Origin of the sequence: Fictibacillus sp. KU28468 (assembly GCF_026153615.1) — a bacterium.
GTDB classification, from domain to species: domain Bacteria; phylum Bacillota; class Bacilli; order Bacillales; family Fictibacillaceae; genus Fictibacillus_C; species Fictibacillus_C marinisediminis.
Genome location: NZ_CP110666.1, coordinates 1,057,489 through 1,076,439 on the forward strand (window position 1 = coordinate 1,057,489; position 18,951 = coordinate 1,076,439).

The following is an 18,951-nucleotide window of genomic DNA, read 5'->3' on the forward strand; positions in this document are numbered from 1 at the left end:
CTTACATGAGCCGGCTTCAACCATTTATAATTATTAGACAGATAGGCGGTGGACACTATGGAACAGCCATGGTGGAAAAAATCAGTGGTTTATCAGATTTATCCAAAAAGCTTCAAGGATACAACCGGAAACGGTACCGGAGATTTAAACGGAATCATTGAAAAGCTGGACTACTTAAAGCTTCTCGGTGTAGATGTGGTCTGGCTGACTCCAATCTATGAGTCTCCGCAAAAAGATAACGGTTATGATATCAGTGATTATTATAAAATTCATGAAGAATACGGCTCCATGGAAGATTTTGAACGGCTGCTGGGTGAAGCGCATAACCGGGGCATTAAAATCATCATGGATATCGTTGTGAATCATACATCTACAGATCATGCATGGTTTAAACAAGCCAGCTCTTCAAAAAACAATGAATTTAGAGATTTTTATATATGGAAAGATCCGAAAGACGGAGCTGCACCGAATAACTGGATCTCCAAATTTGGCGGATCAGCGTGGAAATATGATGAAACAACAGAACAGTATTATTTGCACCTTTTTGATGTATCTCAAGCTGATCTGAATTGGGAAAATAAAAAGGTCCGTGAAAATGTGTATGAGATGATGAACTTCTGGTTTGATAAAGGCGTTGACGGTTTTAGGCTGGATGTGATTAATCTTATTTCTAAAAATCAGGATTTTCCTGAAGATGACGGATCACTTCCGCCTGGTGACGGCCGCAGATTTTATACGGACGGCCCAAGGGTGCATGAGTTTATAAAGGAGATGAATTCAGAGGTCTTTTCTAAACATGACAGTCTGACAGTGGGAGAGATGTCCTCCACTTCCATCGATCATTGTATCCGATATTCCAGGCCGGAAAGCAAAGAATTAAGCATGACGTTTAACTTCCATCATTTAAAAGTTGACTATCCTAATGGAGAAAAGTGGACGGCCGCTGATTTTGATTTTCTTTCGTTAAAAAGGATTCTTTCTGAATGGCAGACACGCATGAATGAAGGTGGCGGGTGGAATGCGCTGTTCTGGTGCAATCATGATCAGCCTCGAATCGTCTCCCGATATGGGGATGATGGTGAACATCGGATAACATCGGCGAAAATGCTGGCGACGGTGATTCACTGTATGCAGGGTACTCCTTATATTTATCAAGGTGAAGAGTTCGGCATGACAAATCCGGGCTTTGATTCCATCGAAGACTACCGTGATGTTGAAACACTCAATGTCTACCAAGAGTTAAAAGAGGCAGGAAAAGATGTACCGGAGATTATCAAGATACTAAAGCAGAAATCAAGAGATAACTCACGTACTCCTGTACAATGGGATGCATCGCCAAATGCTGGTTTTACCTCAGGTACTCTTTGGATCAACGTTGCACCTAATTATAAAGAAATCAATGCACAAAAGGCCGTTCACGACGAGAACTCAGTGTTCAGCCACTATCAGAAATTAATCTCCATGCGAAAGTCGCTGGATGTTCTAACAGAGGGGGATTACAACTTAATCCTCGAAGACCATCCATCTATTTTTGCCTATACGAGAAATACTCCAGATGAAAAACTGCTGGTCATTAATAATTTCTATGCTAAAGAAGCGGTGTTCCATGCACCTCAAGAGCTTGTACCTTCAGGGAGGAAGGCAGAGGTGATCCTGTCTAACTACGAGGATTCATCCCATGAATTCCAAGGAATGAAGCTGAGACCCTATGAATCCATCGTTTATCGCATTATAAAGTAATGGTACAATAAATGTGGTGGTAAAAATGAAAACAAACAAATATTTGGCGATCTATCAAGAGATATCCCAGCAGATTGAAAAAGGGGAATTTGCTGCAAGAAAACAACTGCCCTCTGAGCATGAACTGGCTGAGCGATACAAGACATCCAGGGAAACGATCAGAAAGGCCTTAAACTTGCTTGCTCAGAACGGTTTTATCCAGAAGATCCGCGGGAAAGGCTCAATCGTCCTTGATCTGGCTAAATTTGATTTTCCTGTTTCCGGACTGGTCAGCTTTAAGGAATTGGCCTCGAAATTAGGGAAACCTTGGAAAACAGTGGTCCATGAATTGGAAACCATCGCTCCAGACGTTTTTTTGCAAAATGAGCTGAATTTGACGAAGAACGATACCGTTAGGAAAGTAATAAGGATACGGGAGATAAATGAGGAAAAAATTATCCTCGATAAAGACTTTTTTAACGAAAAGTTGGTTCCTGGTTTAACAAAAAAAATCTGTGAAGATTCGATCTACGAATATATAGAAAAAGATCTTGGGTTAACGATCAGCTTTGCCAAAAAAGAAATTATTGTTGAAGAACCGACAGAGGAAGATCAAAACTTGTTATCACTCAATGGCTTTCATAACGTTGTAGTTGTTAAAAATCATGTCTATCTTGATGATGCAAGCCTTCTTCAATACACTGAATCCAGGCATCGTCCCGATAAATTCCGATTTGTTGACTTTGCAAGAAGAAATCATTAGTTTACGCCAGGCAATGCGACCATTGCCTGGTTTTTTATTTTCATCCATTAAAAGTGTTACTATAGAAGAGGATGCTTGGATACATAAGGAGGGAACACCATTGGCAATGGAACGTGACTTATACGAGTATTTGATGCGAAACACCGCAGCTTTAAGTGAGGAATGGGTGAAGCTTCAGGAGGAAAAATTAAGTCTTAGCGGCTCTTTAGAAGGAGTCAGCGCAGAACGAATACAGCATAATCAAACATTTATTGAAAATATGGCCAAAACGTTTATCAGCGACGACGTGAACTTTTCCGCGTGGTCAGAGCAGGTGGCTGTAAGAAGGGCAAATGCTGATACCCCATTGCATGAAACTTTGGAAAACTTTAAATATTTCAGGATTGTTTTCTGGAATCTAATCATGGATTTTGTACAAGAGAATGAAGCAGAAATCTCCCTTCAAACGCTGGGACGATGGAGCAAAAAAGTGAATGCGGGTTTTGATCATGTCATTGAGCTTTTTACGGTTTATTTCCAGCAGATCAGTGACGCGAGACTCTTGTCACAGCAGCAGATGATCCTGGAACTGAGTGCGCCGATTATTCCCGTGTTTTCAGGGATCGGTGTTTTGCCGCTGGTAGGCGAAATTGATACTTACCGCGCGCAAATGATTAAAGAAAGCAGTCTTGATAAATGCACAGAATTAAAACTTGAACATTTGATCATTGATCTCTCAGGTGTTCCAATCATGGATACGATGGTAGCGAATGAACTGTTTCAAGTTGTTCGGGCGCTTGCTTTACTCGGTGTTGAAACAACAGTAACTGGAATTCGTCCGGAAATTGCACAGACTGCGGTTAACCTTGGATTGGATTTTTCCAACATATCAACGTATGCCCATCTGCGCCAGGCGCTCCCGGTGATTATTAAAAGCCGTCAACTTTCATAACCTATTTTTATTTCAGCCACCTTTTATCTTAGGTGGTTTTTTTTGATAGGGTGAAAATTTCAGGATAAATCATCCAGCATGGAGGGTAGTATATGTATATGTTTATTTGCTGTATGAAAAATATTTAAATATAAAAAATTGAACAATATAAAATTTAAAGGGGGTTGATGGTAGATTGAAATATCTTATTTTTATTTTAGGGCTTGCTGTTGTATTTTTGCTTGCTTATGCCGTCAGCAATAATAGAAAGCATATCAAGTTTAAACCTATAATTATCATGCTTGTACTTCAGGTCCTGCTGACTTATATCCTGTTCAATACAGGGATTGGTTTAGTAATTATCCATGGTATCTCTAATCTTTTTGAGAAGCTGCTCGGGTATGCAGCAGACGGTGTAAACTTTGTTTTTGGCGGAATTGCAAACAAAGGGGCTATGCCATTCTTCTTTAATGTTCTCCTGCCGATTGTATTTATATCCGTTCTGATCGGAATTGCACAGCACTTAAGAATTCTGCCTTTCATCATAAAATGGATCGGATTTTTCCTAAGCAAGATCAATGGTTTAGGGCGTTTGGAATCCTATAACGCAGTGGCTTCAGCAGTCTTCGGACAATCAGAAGTTTTTATTTCGGTTAAAAAGCTGCTGGGCCATATGCCAAGGCATCGTCTGTACACGCTGTGTACGTCTGCGATGTCCACGGTATCTGCATCCATACTTGGTGCATATATGACGCTGATTGATCCGAAGTATGTTGTGACGGCCTTAATGCTTAATCTTCTTGGAGGATTCATCATAGTAAATATCATTAACCCTTATGAAGTAACAGCAGAAGAGGATATTATCGAGATTCAGGAAGAGAAGCAAACCTTTTTTGAAATGCTGGGGGAGTATATTCTGGACGGGTTTAAAGTAGCAATCATTGTAGGTGCGATGCTAATTGGATTTGTGGCGCTGATCAGTGCCGTTAATGATGTTTTCAATATGGCGTTCGGCATAACGTTTCAAAAGCTGCTCGGATATGTATTTGCTCCGTTCGCCTTTATTGTCGGTGTTCCCTTTTCAGAGACTGTAAAAGCCGGAACGATTATGGCAACAAAGCTTGTATCCAATGAGTTTGTAGCAATGCTTGACCTCGCCAAAATTAAAGGACTTTCCGAGCGTACCGTTGGTATTGTATCGGTATTTCTCGTTTCTTTTGCCAACTTTTCTTCAATCGGAATCATAACAGGTGCGGTAAAAGGCCTTCATGAACAAAAAGGGAACGAAGTAGCAAAATTTGGACTGAAACTGCTGTATGGAGCCACACTCGTCAGCTTGTTATCAGCAGCAGTTGCAGGGATCATGATCTAGTGATTTTATTAGAAAGGCTGAATCTAACGGGAATTCAGCCTTTTTTTTGGCTTTTTCTTGTGAATACAGTAAAATTAAAGAAAGGTTGATTGCCAAGCATCGAAAGGACTGGTCATTATGACTCATTTAAATAATACACAGATTAAGGTGGGAAGGGCTGAATTCAGCTGGAAACCTGCTGATGGAAGCTTTTTATTCGAAGGGGAAGATGCTATTCTCTTTTGGATTAATTCCGCTTTTAAAACATTTCTTGACACCATTGAAGAAGTATCCGGGGATGAGTCAGCTAATATCGTACTTGAGACAACTGGATATCGGATGGGAATCATCGTTGGAGAATTCTTTTATAATGAAGGAGCCAATCCGGCAGATGTCCTGAATGTACTGCCAGGGATTTATGCTTCTGCCGGATGGGGAACCTTGGAGATCGAAGAGTTGGATGAAAAAGAGAAGAAAGCTGTTTTGCGGATGAAAAACAGCTGGGAATACCGAATCAATAAGCTGCAGAAAAAGAAGAACCATGGAACATTCATTCCTGGACACTGGGCGGGTGTACTAACTGGATTGTTTGGAGAGAACCTCTGGTATCGAGTGACTTCCAGCCAGCTGGAAGGTGATGAATATTGTCAGTTTGAATTCTCTCCCTCACTAATCACCGTTTCTGAAAATATTCATGAACTTTCAAGAAGGAGAGAACAGGCTGAAATATTTAAGCTTGAAAAAATAGTGGAAGAACGGACGAAAGAATTGTCCGATCTGCTAAAAGTTATTTCTTCACCTATCATTCCTGTCTTGGATCATATTGTAGTCATCCCGCTATTGGGCAAATATAACGAAGACCGTTCTAAAGAATTGCTTGAAAAAACCATCAATGAACTTCCAAAATATGGAGCTGATTTTTTAATCCTTGATCTTACGGGATTGGATGAGGACATTAGCGAGTATACAATTTCTCTGTTTCAGCAGCTCATTGCGGCTACGACATTGCTTGGCACAAAAACGATCATTGTAGGAATTTCACCGGCACTTAGTATAAAGATGACAAATTCAAATTATCATACTTCCGATATAAAGTCCTTTGCCAATCTAAAGCATGGCATTCATTATGCCCTTGCTGAAAGAGGCCAAAGGATCATATAAAAAAAACAATCGCAGCCATTGGATGCGATTGTTTTTTATTGTTAATAAGGTGGTAGGATCAATTCTTGAGCGCAGTTTGGACAATACGTATAGAGTTGTTCTTCAACAAGAGAATGTATTTTATCTTCGCTGTTTGTGAAGTCACGATAATTGTTAAGAATAAAGTTATGCTGGCATGCGTGGCAGATGTATGCTGTCCGATGTATAACCAAGGATTTATGATCAACTAAGTACTTTGACATAGAAAGCCCCCCGCATTACTCTGACATAATTTTATCTTAACATATTAATATTGCGAAAACATTACAATGGTTTAAAGGCTTCCATACCGATTTATAGTTTACATCCGAGGAAATAAGGGAAATATTTTAAGCTAGATCATTAAACCTAATTGAAATTAAATCCGGAGGCTTTCACCATGAAAAATAACACATTAATTATCGCATCCTGTCTGATCGTTCTAATCACAGGCATCCTTTTTTCCATCACAAAGCTTAATCTTCCTTCTGTTCTGTCCTCTATGACCCATTACGGAAAATCAGAATTAAAAAACGATGGCAAAGAATTTAATTTGGTTGCATTGGGGGATTCATTATCCTATGGTGTAGGAAATTCAAGCAACAGCGGTTATGTAGGAACAGTGGAAGAACGTCTTGAAAATCACATGAAAACTGAGATTATAGTCAAGGATTACGGAGTTCCAGATGATACAAGCGCCTTATTGTTAAAGCGTTTAAAAAATGAACAGTTAAAGTCATCCATCGGCTCTGCCCGTATGATCTTTTTAAATATTGGTATGAATGATTACTTAAACAGCCTGCTCCTTACTAAAACCCACCCGGATCGAAAAAAAGAAATCATTGTAAAAGCACAGCAGAACTATCAAAATAATTTAAAAACGGCAATAAAAGAAATGAGAAAAGAAAATCCAAAAGCAAAAATATATCTGGTAGGCATTTATAACCCATTCACAAACCGCAAAGACCGCCTCCCTGAAAGCAGTCTGGTTCAGCAATGGAACAAAAAGGCACAGGTAATAACGGCTGAACAGGAGAATACCCGGTTTATTAATGTAGAGGGAGTCTTCACAGGGAAAAACAAAAAAGCTTATTTTGCTGACGAACTGCATCCTAATAAAAAGGGATATGCGTTAATCGGTGAAGTAGTTTATAAACGTTTAGAGTTAAGGTAAATCAAAAAAAGGGGCTGTCCTGAAAGTCGAAAATTGACCTTCAGCAGCTCCTTTTTGGCTTGGAAATCTTCAATGAAAAGTTGATTGAAGTGGAAGGTGCGAGACTCCTCGAAAATGAACTTCACATTTTCTTCGTGCGATAAAAAGCTGCCGGAGCCTTCCTTGTCCTGCGGGACTAGCGTGACAGGTGAGACTCCCGCAGGCGCTAGCACCAAAAAGTAGGCGTTCACGCCGGTAAGGCTCACCGCACGCCCCGCGAAAGTAGGAGCTCGCGCCGGTAAAAGCGAGCACCCTGGAACGGAAATCAACAGCTTACAGACTTCTTGGACAGCCCCTTTTTAATCATTATGCCGGGCTTTTCCGCCCTTGCTTCCGATATCTTCATAAAATTCCCGATCATGATTTTTTGAGGTAGCATTGCCGCCTTTTTTCCCGATCTCTTGATAAAACTCCTTGCTGTGAGTGCGGGAAGTAGCGTCTCCGCCTTTCTTTCCAGCTTCTTCTCTAGAGATGTTGTGGTTATTGTTCTTGGCCATTTGGAATCACTCCTTCAGTAGAATTAATTTTAATTTGGCCTTAGTTTTCTGTTCCCTATGAAATTCTTCTTAAACATGGGATCAAAAGTTTTTATACTGGAGGGATCTAAAAAAGAGCACCGGATAAGAATCCGGTACTCTTACAACTCTTACTGTTAATCTACCAGGCGTACCAGCATATGAGCGAGTGCATGCTGCTGATCTTTGTCCCCTACTTTCCAAAGTTCCTGAAGGAGTTTTTCTTCAGAGTTTCTAGGTTCTTCATGTTCAGCAAGATATCCAGCAACTTTTTCAGCGGCTTTCGCCAGCTGCTCTTCCCCTAATCCTAACCTTTGGCCTTTACTGACTTTGTCTGATAAGTATCCTTTAAATTCCTCAAAATCCTGTAAAATTTGATCTTTCTTTTCGGAGTCCATATTTGCTACTTTCTCGTCCACATTGTTCACGTTTGTGTTAGCCATTTTCTATTCCTCCTAAAAGTTGGGATATAGGAGTAGTACCCGATTCTATATAAAACGAACCCTGAAATTCATAAAAAATACAACAAAGGTTACACAAATATTCTACATTTTAATTTCATGATGCTGAGGTTTTTGGAGAAGTTCTTCTCTCCGGCTTGCCTTTTTATCACGAAGTTTTTCATTTTCTTCCCCAACAAACTTAATACACATATTCCATTCTTTTAAGGATTTAAAACAAAAAGGGAGGAGGAAAAAAGACCATATCAATGGAATTGTATGTTAGCAATAATGCAAAAACCATTTACCCATTCAACGGTAATGAAGTATTATTTTAGTTAAGGTTTGAGACAAGTGCGCTGCTAGCACTGGTTTTCCGTAATGATAAATGGAGGAGAAGAATATGGGACAACAAGCAATTATAGCGCTCAGCATATTTTTAATTACATATGGCTTAATTATTTCTGAAAAAGTTCACCGTACCATTATTTCCATTCTTGGGGGAGCGCTTATGGTAGCTCTTGGCGTCATTGACCAGGAAACGGCCATTCATCATATTGATTTTAATACGATCGGTCTTCTCGTCGGTATGATGGTTATTGTAACCATAACGGCGGAAACCGGATTATTCAAATTTATTGCGATATGGGCAGCAAAAAAAGTAAAAGGAGATCCGGTCAAGACCCTCATTGCGTTAGGTTTGATTACAGCTATCGGCTCGGCCTTTCTTGATAATGTGACGACGGTTCTGCTCGTTGTACCTGTTACCTTCAGCGTAACAAGAAGGTTAAACCTCAATCCGATTCCTTTTTTAATGACTGAGATCTTCGCGTCCAATATCGGCGGAACAGCAACGATGATTGGTGACCCGCCCAACATTATGATCGGCAGTGCAGTAAAGGAGCTCACCTTCTTGTCCTTTATTGATAATCTTGCTTTAATCTGCGGGATCATTTTAGTGATCACAATAGTCATCATGGCTATCTTTTATAAAAAAGGACTCAAAACTAAACCTGAGTTAGTAGAAAATCTGATGAGGCTTGATGAAAAGAAAGAAATTGTAGACCATAAGCTGCTCCGTAAGTGCTTGCTCGCACTTGCGATTACCATTGGCGGATTCTTCCTGCATCAGTTCATTCATGTGGAAACCGCAACCATTGCCTTGTTTGGTGCCTTTCTACTCTTGTTGCTGGCAGGTGAAAAACACCTGGAATATGCTCTCGAAAAAGTAGAATGGACCACGCTGTTTTTCTTTGTGGGATTGTTTGTTATTGTAGCAGGGCTGGTTGAGACCGGGATTATTGCAAGTGTGGCTAAACATGCGATGGAGTGGACAGGCGGAGATTTAAAGGCGACGACTTTCTTAATCTTATGGATGAGCGCGATTGCTTCTGCTTTCGTGGATAACATTCCGTTTGTTGCGACGATGATTCCGATGATTAAAGAAATGGGGCATATGGGAATCACAAACCTTGAGCCCTTATGGTGGAGTTTGTCACTCGGAGCCTGCCTTGGCGGCAACGGAACCTTGATCGGTGCGAGTGCAAACCTTGTGGTTGCCGGACTTGCGAGTAAAGAAGGCTATCATATTTCGTTTGTTAAATATTTGATCATTGGATTTCCCTTGATGATTTTATCCATTCTTATATCTAGTGTTTATGTTTATCTTCGGTATCTTATGTAAAAGGAAGAAGGGGCTGTCCTGAAAGTCGAAAATTGACCTTCAGCAGCTCCTTTTTGGCTTGAAAATCTTCAATGAAAAGTTGATTGAAGTGGAAGGTTCGAGACCCCTCGAAAATGAACTTCACATTTTCTTCGTGCGATAAAAAGCTGCCGGAGCCTTCCTTGTCCTGCGGGACTAGCGTGACAGGTGAGACTCCCGCAGGCGCTAGCGCCAAAAAGTAGGCGTTCACGCCGGTAAGGCTCACCGCACGCCCTGCGAAAGTAGGCGTTTACGCCGGTAAAAGCGAGCACCTTGGAACGGAAATCAACAGCTTACAGCCTTCTTGGACAGCCCCTTTTTTTATTGGGCAGTTACGTAACCATATTGTCCAGCAATTACAGGGAACGATTTGACTGTATTTGTAATAATGACGGTGGTTTGAAGAGTGATCTGATCAAAAAGCCACCTTGCCTCTTCGTTATGCATTCTTATGCAGCCGGAAGAAACATGCTGGCCGATGGAGCTTTCATTGTTGTTTCCGTGAATGGCATAGGAAATTTGAGGGTTTACGGATAAGCCCATCCATCGGTCGCCGAGCGGATTCTTAGGATCGCCTCCAGCAATATGTTCTTTGTAATAGGGTCTGTTTTTAATCTTATTGGCAATTTTATAGATTCCCTGGGGAGTGGGGGTCGAAGATTTACCTGAAGCAATTGAAAATGTTTTTACAAGCGTCCCGTTTTTATAATAGGCGAGCTCATTGCTATGAAGGTTAATGATCAATAGCGGATATGCAGAAGGGCTTTTTACCTCTTGGTTCGTTTCCTTATCTGGAGATGGTGTTGGGTTCACCTCTGGTTTTTGAATTTTTTCTTGATTTTCTTTTTGCTCAACAGGAGGATACTTGGGTGAAGGATGAACGGATTTCGGGGAGCTAAATGAGGAGTGCTGATAGAAATAATAAGAAAAAGCAAACAGCCCAATGGCTAGAAATACAAGAATTCGGTATCTGAGTTTCACAGTTGATGTCCTCTCTATGGATGAAATATAAGAATTGGATGATAATTAAAAAGATCCATCCTATTTCATTAGACGTCATCAGGCACGGAATGGTCTCTGTCCGAAATAAAAATGAGCAAAACGCCTAAGAACAAAGCATGAAAGTTGCGAAGTGTACATAAACGAAGTAGGGTAAATATAATAAAATAGAGTTTTTCTGCACAAAAACTATACTATTAAAAGGCAGTTGGTGAGACAAAATGGAATTTATCCATACTGAATTTCAGGCTCGCTGGATGAAGAAATTACATGAGCTTAGTGAGAGATTTGCAGAGCGCGCTCCCGAACATGATCAGCAAGGCACTTTTCCATTTGAGAATTTCAAGGAATTGGGGGAATCCGGTTACTTATCCTTGACCGTCCCTAAAGAATACGGAGGACAGGAGATCAGCCTTTATGACTATATCCTGTTTCAGGAACAAATCGCCCGCGGAGATGGTTCTACGGCATTATCAATAGGATGGCATCTTGGTGTGGTTATGGACTTGTCTGAGAGAAAACCATGGGATCCTACAGTCTTTGAGAAACTCTGCAAACGCATTGTGCATTCTCGAAGTTTGATCAACCGTGCTTCCACTGAACCGGCAACAGGAAGTCCGACTCGAGGCGGGAAACCTCAGACGATTGCCGAACAAAAAGGGGATCAATGGATCTTAAACGGAAGAAAGTCCTTTACTTCCATGGCTCCTGCTCTTGACTATTCCATTGTGTCAGCTTCGGTCAAAGATTCAGACCAAGTATCTTCATTTCTCGTGTCACATAAACTTCCGGGTGTTTCCATTGAAGATAAATGGAACACGCTGGGCATGCGGGGAACTCGGAGCGATGACCTGGTTTTAAATGATGTGGCCGTTGAACGGAATGATCTTGTAGAAACGGCCGATCAGGAGAATAATCAGCAGCTTCCAAAAGCCTGGCTTCTTCACATCCCGGCATGTTATATCGGAATCGCCAGAGCTGCCCGCGATTATGCGGTTTCCTTTGCAAAAAATTATAGGCCTAACAGCTTGAAAGGACCAATAAGTGAAGTTCCTGAAGTGCAAAGAAAAATAGGATTGATGGATTTGGAGCTGTTAAAAGCAAGACAGCTCATGTACGGAGTCATTGAACAATGGGAAAGGTATCCTGAAAAACGCCAGTCTATCGGAAATGCACTGGCTGCGGTAAAATATTCAGCGACAAACAGTGCAAACGAGGTGGTGGATCTGGCGATGAGAATCGTTGGAGCACACAGTCTGTTTCAGGATAATCCCATGCAAAGGTACTATCGCGATGTGCGCGCAGGTCTTCATAATCCGCCGATGGATGATGCGGTGATTTCCATGTTTGCACGAAATGCCTTGAATGATTGATTAACAGGAAAGGGAGATCAAAAGTTGTGATCTCCTTTTTTTGTTTTGGAAAATATTGTTTAGTTTTAAAGAAAGGATAATGACAATAAAGCGCAGAATATGTTGTATACAGGAACATCTTGAAAAGGGGTGGACAGGATGGAACGCAGTTCTGCAAATCAAGCGGCAAATCTCATTGGTGATGCAGCGGTACAAATGCTGCACAGCAAAGGGCTTTTAGTGGTCAGTGAAGAGGAATGGTCAACTCTTCAGCAGGAAATGAATACCTCAGAGCTAGAGATCAGAAGATTGAAAAAGGAATTGCTTCGTTATGCAAGAAAAATCGCAACCTGGAAAACCTTTGGTAAATCGTGCAGTTAAGGTAAGAGCACTCTTATTTTGGACTTTTTGCTGAAATAAGAGTATACAAACAAAAAACGGGGAAGAGTAAATTAGAAATTATTTTACTCTGTTCTTTACCTCTTTACATAGGGTAGGGGGGTATGGTAATGTGAAAGGGAAAAGGAGGCTGGTTGATTTGGAAATTCAAGAACATGAATCACACTGTTCAACAGAAAGAAAAAGCCACCATTCTGATAAAATGAAAAGCAACCTGGTGACCCGTTTAAATCGTATTGAAGGACAGATTCGGGGGGTAAAGGGTATGATTGAACGTGATACGTACTGTGATGATGTTCTTACCCAATTATCAGCCATTCAGTCAGCGCTAAATAGTGTCGGGAAACTGCTCCTTGAAGGACATATGAGAAGCTGTGTTGTGGAAAGAATCCAGGAGGGCGAGCTGGAAGTGATCGATGAGCTCTTGGTAACTGTGAAAAAATTAATGAAATAAATCATACATCAGGGAGGTATAGTGATGGAGAAAATCATGCTGAATGTAAAAGGAATGTCTTGCGGACATTGCGTCAATGCTGTAGAAGGAAGCGTAGGGAAATTAAACGGTGTTCATCATGTTAAAGTACAGCTGGAGGAAGGTACCGTTGAAGTAGAGTTTGATTCCACCAAAGTTAATCTTGAAGAAATTAAAGAAACCATTGATGACCAAGGATACGATATTGCCTAATTGAAAGGACCAAAATGGACCGTGCTTAAACAGCACGTTCTCTTTTGGAAATAAATATACCCTGTAAGGGTATTGGAGGGTATTCTTATGAGTGATCAATCAAAAGAAATGAGTATCCCGATTTCAGGCATGACGTGCGCTGCCTGTGCATTGAGAATTGAAAAGGGCCTTAAAAAAATGGATGGTGTTTCTGATGCAAACGTGAATTTTGCTCTGGAAAAATCAACAGTGGTTTATGATCCTGAATTAGCAGGGCCGAAAGATTTTCAACAGAAAATCAAAGATCTCGGCTATGATATTGCGGGAGATAAAGTGGAATTCAATATAAGCGGAATGACCTGTTCTGCTTGTGCTGCTCGGATTGAAAAAGGGTTAAAGAAACAGAATGGCATACTGGATGCGAATGTGAACTTAGCGCTGGAAACAGCCACGGTCAGTTACCAGCCTTCTGAGATATCTGTTTCTGAAATGATTAAAAAAGTAGAAGACCTTGGATATGGGGCAAGTTTGAAAGAGACAGACGGAAATAAGGCTGCTGATCTCAGAGAAAAGGAAATTCAGAACCAAACCGGCAAGTTCCTGTTTTCACTTATTCTTTCTTTGCCACTTTTATGGGCCATGGCCAGCCATTTTTCGTTCACTTCCTTTATCTATCTGCCTGATATGTTCATGAATCCATGGGTTCAGCTCGCTTTGGCAACGCCCGTTCAATTGATTGTCGGGAAACAATTTTATACAGGTGCATATAAAGCATTGAAAAATAAAAGTGCAAATATGGATGTACTCGTTGCATTGGGTACATCCGCCGCTTATTTTTACAGCCTTTATTTGACCATACAGGCAGCAGCCAATGGCAATAACATGCCTGAACTCTACTTTGAGACTTCGGCTGTTCTCATCACCCTGATTTTACTCGGTAAATTGTTTGAAGCGAGGGCAAAAGGAAGATCTTCTGAGGCCATAAAAAAACTGATGGGACTTCAGGCAAAAACAGCGCTTGTAATCCGTAACGGAGAAGAGCTGGAACTGCCATTGGAAGAAGTTGTAGCAGGAGATGTTGTTTCAGTCAAACCAGGTGAAAAAATCCCGGTTGACGGAGAGGTTGTTGGAGGCTATTCTGCTGTCGATGAATCCATGCTGACAGGGGAAAGTGTCCCTGTTGATAAAGCATCAGGAGACACGGTCATTGGAGCAACGATCAATCGTAATGGTTTTTTGAAAATCAAGGCAACGAAGGTTGGAAGAGATACAGTGTTATCCCAAATCATTAAAGTGGTGGAAGAAGCACAGGGCTCAAAAGCACCGATTCAGCGCTTAGCAGACAGAATTTCTGGGATTTTTGTTCCGATTGTCGTCGGTTTGGCTGTTGTAACCTTTCTCATTTGGTTTTTCTGGCTTGTACCCGGAGATTTTTCAGGAGCTCTTGAAAAACTGATCGCCGTTCTTGTCATCGCCTGCCCATGTGCGCTCGGTCTGGCAACCCCGACATCGATCATGGCCGGATCGGGACGTTCAGCTGAGTTCGGCATTCTTTTCAAAGGCGGGGAGCATCTAGAAAATACACACCTGATCGATACCATTATTTTAGATAAAACAGGAACAGTCACGAACGGAAGACCGGTTTTAACAGATATATTGCCTGCTTCAGGGCTTTCTGAGCAGGAGCTGTTAGTTCTTGCTGGTAGCGCTGAGAAAAATTCAGAACACCCTCTCGCCCAGGCAATTGTTGAGGGAATGACGGAACGGGACCTCATGCCTCTTTCCTCCAGCAGATTTGAAGCCATACCCGGACACGGTATCCAGGCTGTGGTCGATGGAAAAAGAGTACTTATAGGTACAAGAAAGCTGTTGAATGATCATGATATACCACTGCAGGCTATTCTTGGAAAAATGGAAGAGCTGGAAGAGCAGGGCAAGACGGTGATGCTCGCAGCTATAGATGGAGAGTACAGCGGGATGGTTGCTGTGGCCGATACGATTAAAGAAACATCCAAGGAAGCCATCAGCCGTTTAAATGCGATGAACATTGATGTATGGATGATTACCGGAGACAACACAAGGACCGCAAAAGCGATTGCCAATCAGGCTGGCATCGAGCAGGTTATTGCAGAAGTGCTGCCAGAAGGAAAGGCTGAAGAAGTGAAAAAACTTCAGCAGAAAGGCAGAAAAACAGCAATGGTAGGTGACGGTATAAATGACGCACCAGCACTTGCTGCAGCTGACATCGGGATGGCAATCGGAACAGGCACGGATATAGCGATGGAAGCAGCTGATATTACCTTGATCCGCGGTGATCTGAACAGTATTGCTGACGCTATTTTTATGAGCAAGCGCACGATACGGAACATTAAACAAAATCTTTTTTGGGCGTTTGCTTATAATGCACTTGGCATCCCAATCGCTGCCAGCGGGTTTTTGGCTCCGTGGCTCGCAGGGGCTGCTATGGCATTCAGCTCGGTATCCGTTGTATTGAACGCGCTTAGGCTTCAAAAAATTAAACTGTAGAGGTGAGTTTTGATGAAAAGCAAAATCATCCGCAACTGGGTGCTGTCTGCTGTTGGTATCCTTATTCTGATCATGGCTGGCTATGCTGTTTATGACGTTTTAGAAGGCAAGGACGGGAAGAGGGAGCAGGCCGGCCATCAAAGTGGTCATTCAGAAATGCCTGGCATGGAACATGGGAATAAACATGGAGAACATGATGGACATAGTTCTGGTGATTTGGCCAAAAGTGAGGTTAAGCCTTCCGTCAGCTACAAGGATGGTGTCATTTCGATTCAGTTAAAAGATCAAAAAGGCAGGCCTTTCGATGAGCTGGAGGTCAATCATGAAAAGCTGATGCACTTCATTCTGGTCAGCGAAGATTTAAAACAATACAATCATCTTCATCCTCAAAAGACCAGTAAAGGCTCGTTTGAAGTAAAGCACAGACTGCAGCCTGGAACCTACAAAGCATTTGTAGACATTAAGCCCAAAAATAAAGCTTATGCCGTTGCCCCGTTGAAAATTGAAGCGGGAAGCCATGGAAATCATACTCACCAGCCAGAATTGAAGGCAGATACCACCCTTTCAAAAACAATTGATGGACACAAAGTATCATTGACGCCAAAAGAATTTAAAGCTGGCCAGCCTGTTACGCTGCAATTTAGCATGGGTGATGCAAAACCTGAACCTTATCTTGGAGCACGTGGCCATGTTGTGGTCTTAGATCATACAGGAGAAAAATATGTCCACGTTCATCCTTCCACTCCTGAAGATACAAAATTTGAGACGGAATTTGAGGAACCTGGACTTTATAAATTGTGGGCGGAGTTTAAGATCAATGGGAAAGTGATCACCTATCCGTTCATTATTGAAGTGAAGAAATAGCAGAATACAATAAAAGCTGACTCATTTGAGTCAGCTTTTATTGGTATAAATTATTGTTTGTGATGTGTCAGTGGAGATTAGTGCTTTCAGTTTGTGGTCCAGCTGAGAAAGAATGTTTTTTATTTTTTCTAATGCTGAAGAAAATTGCCGCCAGCCAAACGACGACCAGCACGGTATAGACCGATTGCAGCGCTGTACCGGAGATTCCAGCGGACTGCAAAAGCGTCCGGGCGTTCGTTACAATAATCAATCCTCCAACAACCACACCTAAAATATGCGAAGGGATAATGCGGACGAGCCATGCTGCGACCGGTGCTGCGATTAATCCTCCCGCCATGAGGGCGATAACCCACATCCAGTTGACCTGCTCCCATCCGAGAGAGATGAGGAAACCGAGTGTTGCAGAAACGGCAACAGCAAATTCGCTCGTATCCACGGAACCGATGACCTTTCTTGTTGTTGTGCCGTTTTTGGCTAACAGGACAGGTGTGGCTACCGGTCCCCAGCCTCCTCCTCCGGTGGCATCCAAGAAGCCGGCAACAAGTCCGAGCGGGATGAGCTGCTTGCGGCTGAACGCTTTTTCATGATCAGCAGGCTTGGTGTTCTTTTTAAATAAAAATCGGTACAGAATAAAGAAACCAAGGAACAGCAGGAAAAAGGAAATATACGGTTTTACTGCGTCGCCAGGAAGATTGGATAAAAAGCAGGCACCGGTAAATGCCCCAATGGATCCCGGAATAATGAGACGAAAGATAATTTTACGGTCAACATTACCGAACCTGATGTGTGATGCACCTGAGGCGGCTGTCGTAACAACCTCTGCAAAGTGAACCGAAGCCGAAGCAACCGCCGGAGCGATTCCAAAGGCCAGCAGCAGGGAAGTCGAAGTCAGTCCGTAAGCCATTCCGAGTGACCCGTCAATCAGTTGTGCAACGAGTCCAATCAGGGCCAGGATGATCAGTTTTTTCATTTTACTCCTCCTAACAAATAAAAGGCCCTTAACCGTAAAGTTAAGAGCCTTCGGTTTTTCCGATCAGCAGTGTATCTCTTTTCGAATTTAGTATTTACTATATTCAATGGAATGAAAGTCTGTCAATAGAATTTTCGGATATTTCAATAAATATTTTTTAATCCGATAAGAATAATAGGGTTTGCGAAAGCATAAATGTGTGTTATTATTTAAAAAAATAAAAAAACTTATCCAGAGCGGTGAAGGGAACTGGCCCGATGAAACCCGGCAACCTGCATTTTTTTTGCAAGGTGCTAACTCCAGCAGAATGTTTATTACATTTTGGAAGATAAGGTAATATGTTTACCTCGTCAGTCTTTCCGAAATGGAAAGGTTTTTTTATTGCCATTTTAATTCCTGAAAAAACCTAACAAAACATATTAAACGAGGAGGTTCTGATGTGGTAAACGGTAAAAGCCAGGATGAAATTTTTGAACAGTTAAAAGAAATGCTGAACAGTATCAAGTATGGGTCCATCACGTTAATTGTTCAGGATGGAAAGCTGATTCAGCTGGAAAAAAACGAAAAGGTACGTTTTAAATAAATATTCGCTGACTAGAAAACTAGAGGCGGTTTTAACATAGCAGGATGGCTGCTTATGGTTAAAGCTGCCTTTTTCATTGGAGGGGTGGTTAACATGCTCAAGTTTGACACATGGAAAGAACAGGAGTTTACGTTTCCGGAAGACAGTGAAACGAAGGGGGCACTCGAAGTACTGAAATGGGCGTATGAGCAATATGGAGATGCACTCGTTTATGCGTGCAGCTTCGGAATAGAAGGCAGTGTCCTGGTGGATCTTGTATCCAAGGTCAAACCAGATGCAAGAGTCGTTTTCCTGGATACAGGCCTTCACTTCAAGGAAACGTACGAGGTGATCGAAAAGGCGAAAAAAAGATATCCGGAAATGAAGATTGAGATGAAGAAGCCTTCGCTGTCCTTGTTGGAACAGGCGGAAAAGCATGGCAGCGAGTTATGGAAAAGAGAACCGAACCTCTGCTGTTATATACGAAAGGTAGCCCCTCTTGAGGAAACACTGAACGGAGCACCGGCATGGCTGTCGGGTCTCCGGAGGGAGCAGTCGGCAGGGAGGAGCAATGTTCAGTACATCAATAAGGATGAACGTTTTAAATCCGTGAAAATCTGTCCGCTGATCCATTGGACGTGGAAGGAAATTTGGAGATACGCCTACAAGCAGAATCTGCCCTACAATCCGCTTCACGATCAGGGGTATCCCAGCATCGGCTGCGAGCCGTGCACGCTTCCGGCTGACGGGTCGGGTGATTCCCGCTCAGGACGCTGGTCAGGGCAAGGGAAAACAGAGTGTGGACTTCACCAATAATAAAATA

21 protein-coding genes and 1 riboswitch are annotated in these 18,951 nt (G+C 42.0%); of the genes, 15 read left to right on the forward strand and 6 right to left on the reverse strand.

Annotated features, from left to right (window positions below; translation table 11 throughout):
- The first annotated feature begins 57 nt into the window (after positions 1-57).
- The 6 genes from treC (at position 58) to OKX00_RS05340 (ending at position 7,096) form a co-directional block, all read left to right on the forward strand.
- Entirely contained in the window at positions 58-1,740 is a 1,683-nt protein-coding gene (treC, locus tag OKX00_RS05315) for an alpha,alpha-phosphotrehalase (RefSeq protein ID WP_265409702.1), read from the forward strand.
- Between the two features lie 25 nt (positions 1,741-1,765).
- Entirely contained in the window at positions 1,766-2,482 is a 717-nt protein-coding gene (gene treR, locus OKX00_RS05320; RefSeq protein WP_053357184.1) for a trehalose operon repressor, read from the forward strand.
- 106 nt (positions 2,483-2,588) lie between these two features.
- Complete coding sequence (locus OKX00_RS05325) at positions 2,589-3,413, forward strand: STAS domain-containing protein (protein ID WP_265410474.1); 825 nt, start codon at positions 2,589-2,591, stop codon at positions 3,411-3,413.
- 175 nt (positions 3,414-3,588) lie between these two features.
- On the forward strand, positions 3,589-4,764 hold the full coding sequence (locus tag OKX00_RS05330) for a NupC/NupG family nucleoside CNT transporter (RefSeq protein ID WP_265409703.1): 1,176 nt from the start codon (positions 3,589-3,591) through the stop codon (positions 4,762-4,764).
- Between the two features lie 117 nt (positions 4,765-4,881).
- Positions 4,882-5,904, forward strand: a complete 1,023-nt coding sequence (locus OKX00_RS05335) for an STAS domain-containing protein (protein ID WP_265409704.1) — start codon at positions 4,882-4,884, stop codon at positions 5,902-5,904.
- Positions 5,905-6,322: 418 nt separating this feature from the next.
- Complete coding sequence (locus OKX00_RS05340) at positions 6,323-7,096, forward strand: GDSL-type esterase/lipase family protein (RefSeq protein WP_265409705.1); 774 nt, start codon at positions 6,323-6,325, stop codon at positions 7,094-7,096.
- Here the strand turns inward: OKX00_RS05340 and OKX00_RS05345 are convergent.
- The 3 genes from OKX00_RS05345 to OKX00_RS05355 form a co-directional block, all read right to left on the reverse strand.
- Positions 7,072-7,404, reverse strand: coding sequence for a hypothetical protein (locus OKX00_RS05345; RefSeq protein WP_265409706.1), 333 nt, complete (start codon positions 7,402-7,404; stop codon positions 7,072-7,074). The genes OKX00_RS05340 and OKX00_RS05345 overlap by 25 nt on opposite strands.
- 30 nt (positions 7,405-7,434) lie before the next feature.
- Entirely contained in the window at positions 7,435-7,632 is a 198-nt protein-coding gene (locus OKX00_RS05350; RefSeq protein WP_062232901.1) for a KGG domain-containing protein, read from the reverse strand.
- Positions 7,633-7,787: 155 nt separating this feature from the next.
- Positions 7,788-8,093, reverse strand: a complete 306-nt coding sequence (locus OKX00_RS05355) for a DUF3243 domain-containing protein (RefSeq protein WP_265409707.1) — start codon at positions 8,091-8,093, stop codon at positions 7,788-7,790.
- Positions 8,094-8,493: 400 nt separating this feature from the next.
- Here OKX00_RS05355 and OKX00_RS05360 point away from each other — a divergent pair, with 400 nt between their 5' ends.
- Complete coding sequence (locus tag OKX00_RS05360) at positions 8,494-9,774, forward strand: ArsB/NhaD family transporter (RefSeq protein ID WP_053357189.1); 1,281 nt, start codon at positions 8,494-8,496, stop codon at positions 9,772-9,774.
- On the opposite strand, the gene OKX00_RS05365 is transcribed toward OKX00_RS05360, so the two are convergent.
- Positions 9,767-10,018: a hypothetical protein gene (locus tag OKX00_RS05365; protein ID WP_265409708.1), complete on the reverse strand. Its 252-nt coding sequence runs from the start codon at positions 10,016-10,018 to the stop codon at positions 9,767-9,769. The genes OKX00_RS05360 and OKX00_RS05365 overlap by 8 nt on opposite strands.
- 95 nt (positions 10,019-10,113) lie before the next feature.
- Positions 10,114-10,773 carry a L,D-transpeptidase gene (locus tag OKX00_RS05370; RefSeq protein WP_265409709.1) on the reverse strand — a complete coding sequence of 220 codons (660 nt, stop codon included), beginning with the start codon at positions 10,771-10,773 and terminating at the stop codon, positions 10,114-10,116.
- A 239-nt stretch (positions 10,774-11,012) separates the two neighbouring features.
- Here OKX00_RS05370 and OKX00_RS05375 point away from each other — a divergent pair, with 239 nt between their 5' ends.
- The 6 genes from OKX00_RS05375 (at position 11,013) to OKX00_RS05400 (ending at position 16,596) form a co-directional block, all read left to right on the forward strand.
- Positions 11,013-12,164 carry an acyl-CoA dehydrogenase family protein gene (locus tag OKX00_RS05375; protein ID WP_265409710.1) on the forward strand — a complete coding sequence of 384 codons (1,152 nt, stop codon included), beginning with the start codon at positions 11,013-11,015 and terminating at the stop codon, positions 12,162-12,164.
- Between the two features lie 138 nt (positions 12,165-12,302).
- Entirely contained in the window at positions 12,303-12,524 is a 222-nt protein-coding gene (locus OKX00_RS05380) for a hypothetical protein (protein WP_053357192.1), read from the forward strand.
- 157 nt (positions 12,525-12,681) lie between these two features.
- On the forward strand, positions 12,682-12,996 hold the full coding sequence (locus OKX00_RS05385) for a metal-sensitive transcriptional regulator (RefSeq protein WP_234293208.1): 315 nt from the start codon (positions 12,682-12,684) through the stop codon (positions 12,994-12,996).
- Positions 12,997-13,020: 24 nt separating this feature from the next.
- A complete protein-coding gene (gene copZ / locus OKX00_RS05390; RefSeq protein WP_265409711.1) occupies positions 13,021-13,227 on the forward strand; it encodes a copper chaperone CopZ in 207 nt (68 codons plus the stop codon).
- A gap of 87 nt (positions 13,228-13,314) precedes the next feature.
- Positions 13,315-15,732, forward strand: a complete 2,418-nt coding sequence (locus OKX00_RS05395; RefSeq protein ID WP_265409712.1) for a heavy metal translocating P-type ATPase — start codon at positions 13,315-13,317, stop codon at positions 15,730-15,732.
- A gap of 12 nt (positions 15,733-15,744) precedes the next feature.
- Positions 15,745-16,596: a hypothetical protein gene (locus OKX00_RS05400; RefSeq protein WP_265409713.1), complete on the forward strand. Its 852-nt coding sequence runs from the start codon at positions 15,745-15,747 to the stop codon at positions 16,594-16,596.
- 67 nt (positions 16,597-16,663) lie between these two features.
- Here OKX00_RS05400 and OKX00_RS05405 read toward each other — a convergent pair whose 3' ends face one another.
- The gene (locus OKX00_RS05405) at positions 16,664-17,566 is read right to left on the reverse strand and encodes a sulfite exporter TauE/SafE family protein (protein WP_265409714.1); all 903 of its coding nucleotides are present in this window, start codon (positions 17,564-17,566) and stop codon (positions 16,664-16,666) included.
- A gap of 224 nt (positions 17,567-17,790) precedes the next feature.
- Positions 17,791-17,901: riboswitch (SAM riboswitch) on the forward strand.
- Between the two features lie 131 nt (positions 17,902-18,032).
- On the opposite strand from OKX00_RS05405, the gene OKX00_RS05410 reads away from it, so the two are divergent.
- Together OKX00_RS05410 and OKX00_RS05415 are read left to right on the forward strand one after the other, a co-directional pair.
- Positions 18,033-18,149 carry a YezD family protein gene (locus OKX00_RS05410; RefSeq protein WP_369795823.1) on the forward strand — a complete coding sequence of 39 codons (117 nt, stop codon included), beginning with the start codon at positions 18,033-18,035 and terminating at the stop codon, positions 18,147-18,149.
- 93 nt (positions 18,150-18,242) lie between these two features.
- A complete protein-coding gene (locus tag OKX00_RS05415) occupies positions 18,243-18,944 on the forward strand; it encodes a phosphoadenylyl-sulfate reductase (protein WP_053358478.1) in 702 nt (233 codons plus the stop codon).
- Positions 18,945-18,951: the final 7 nt, after the last annotated feature.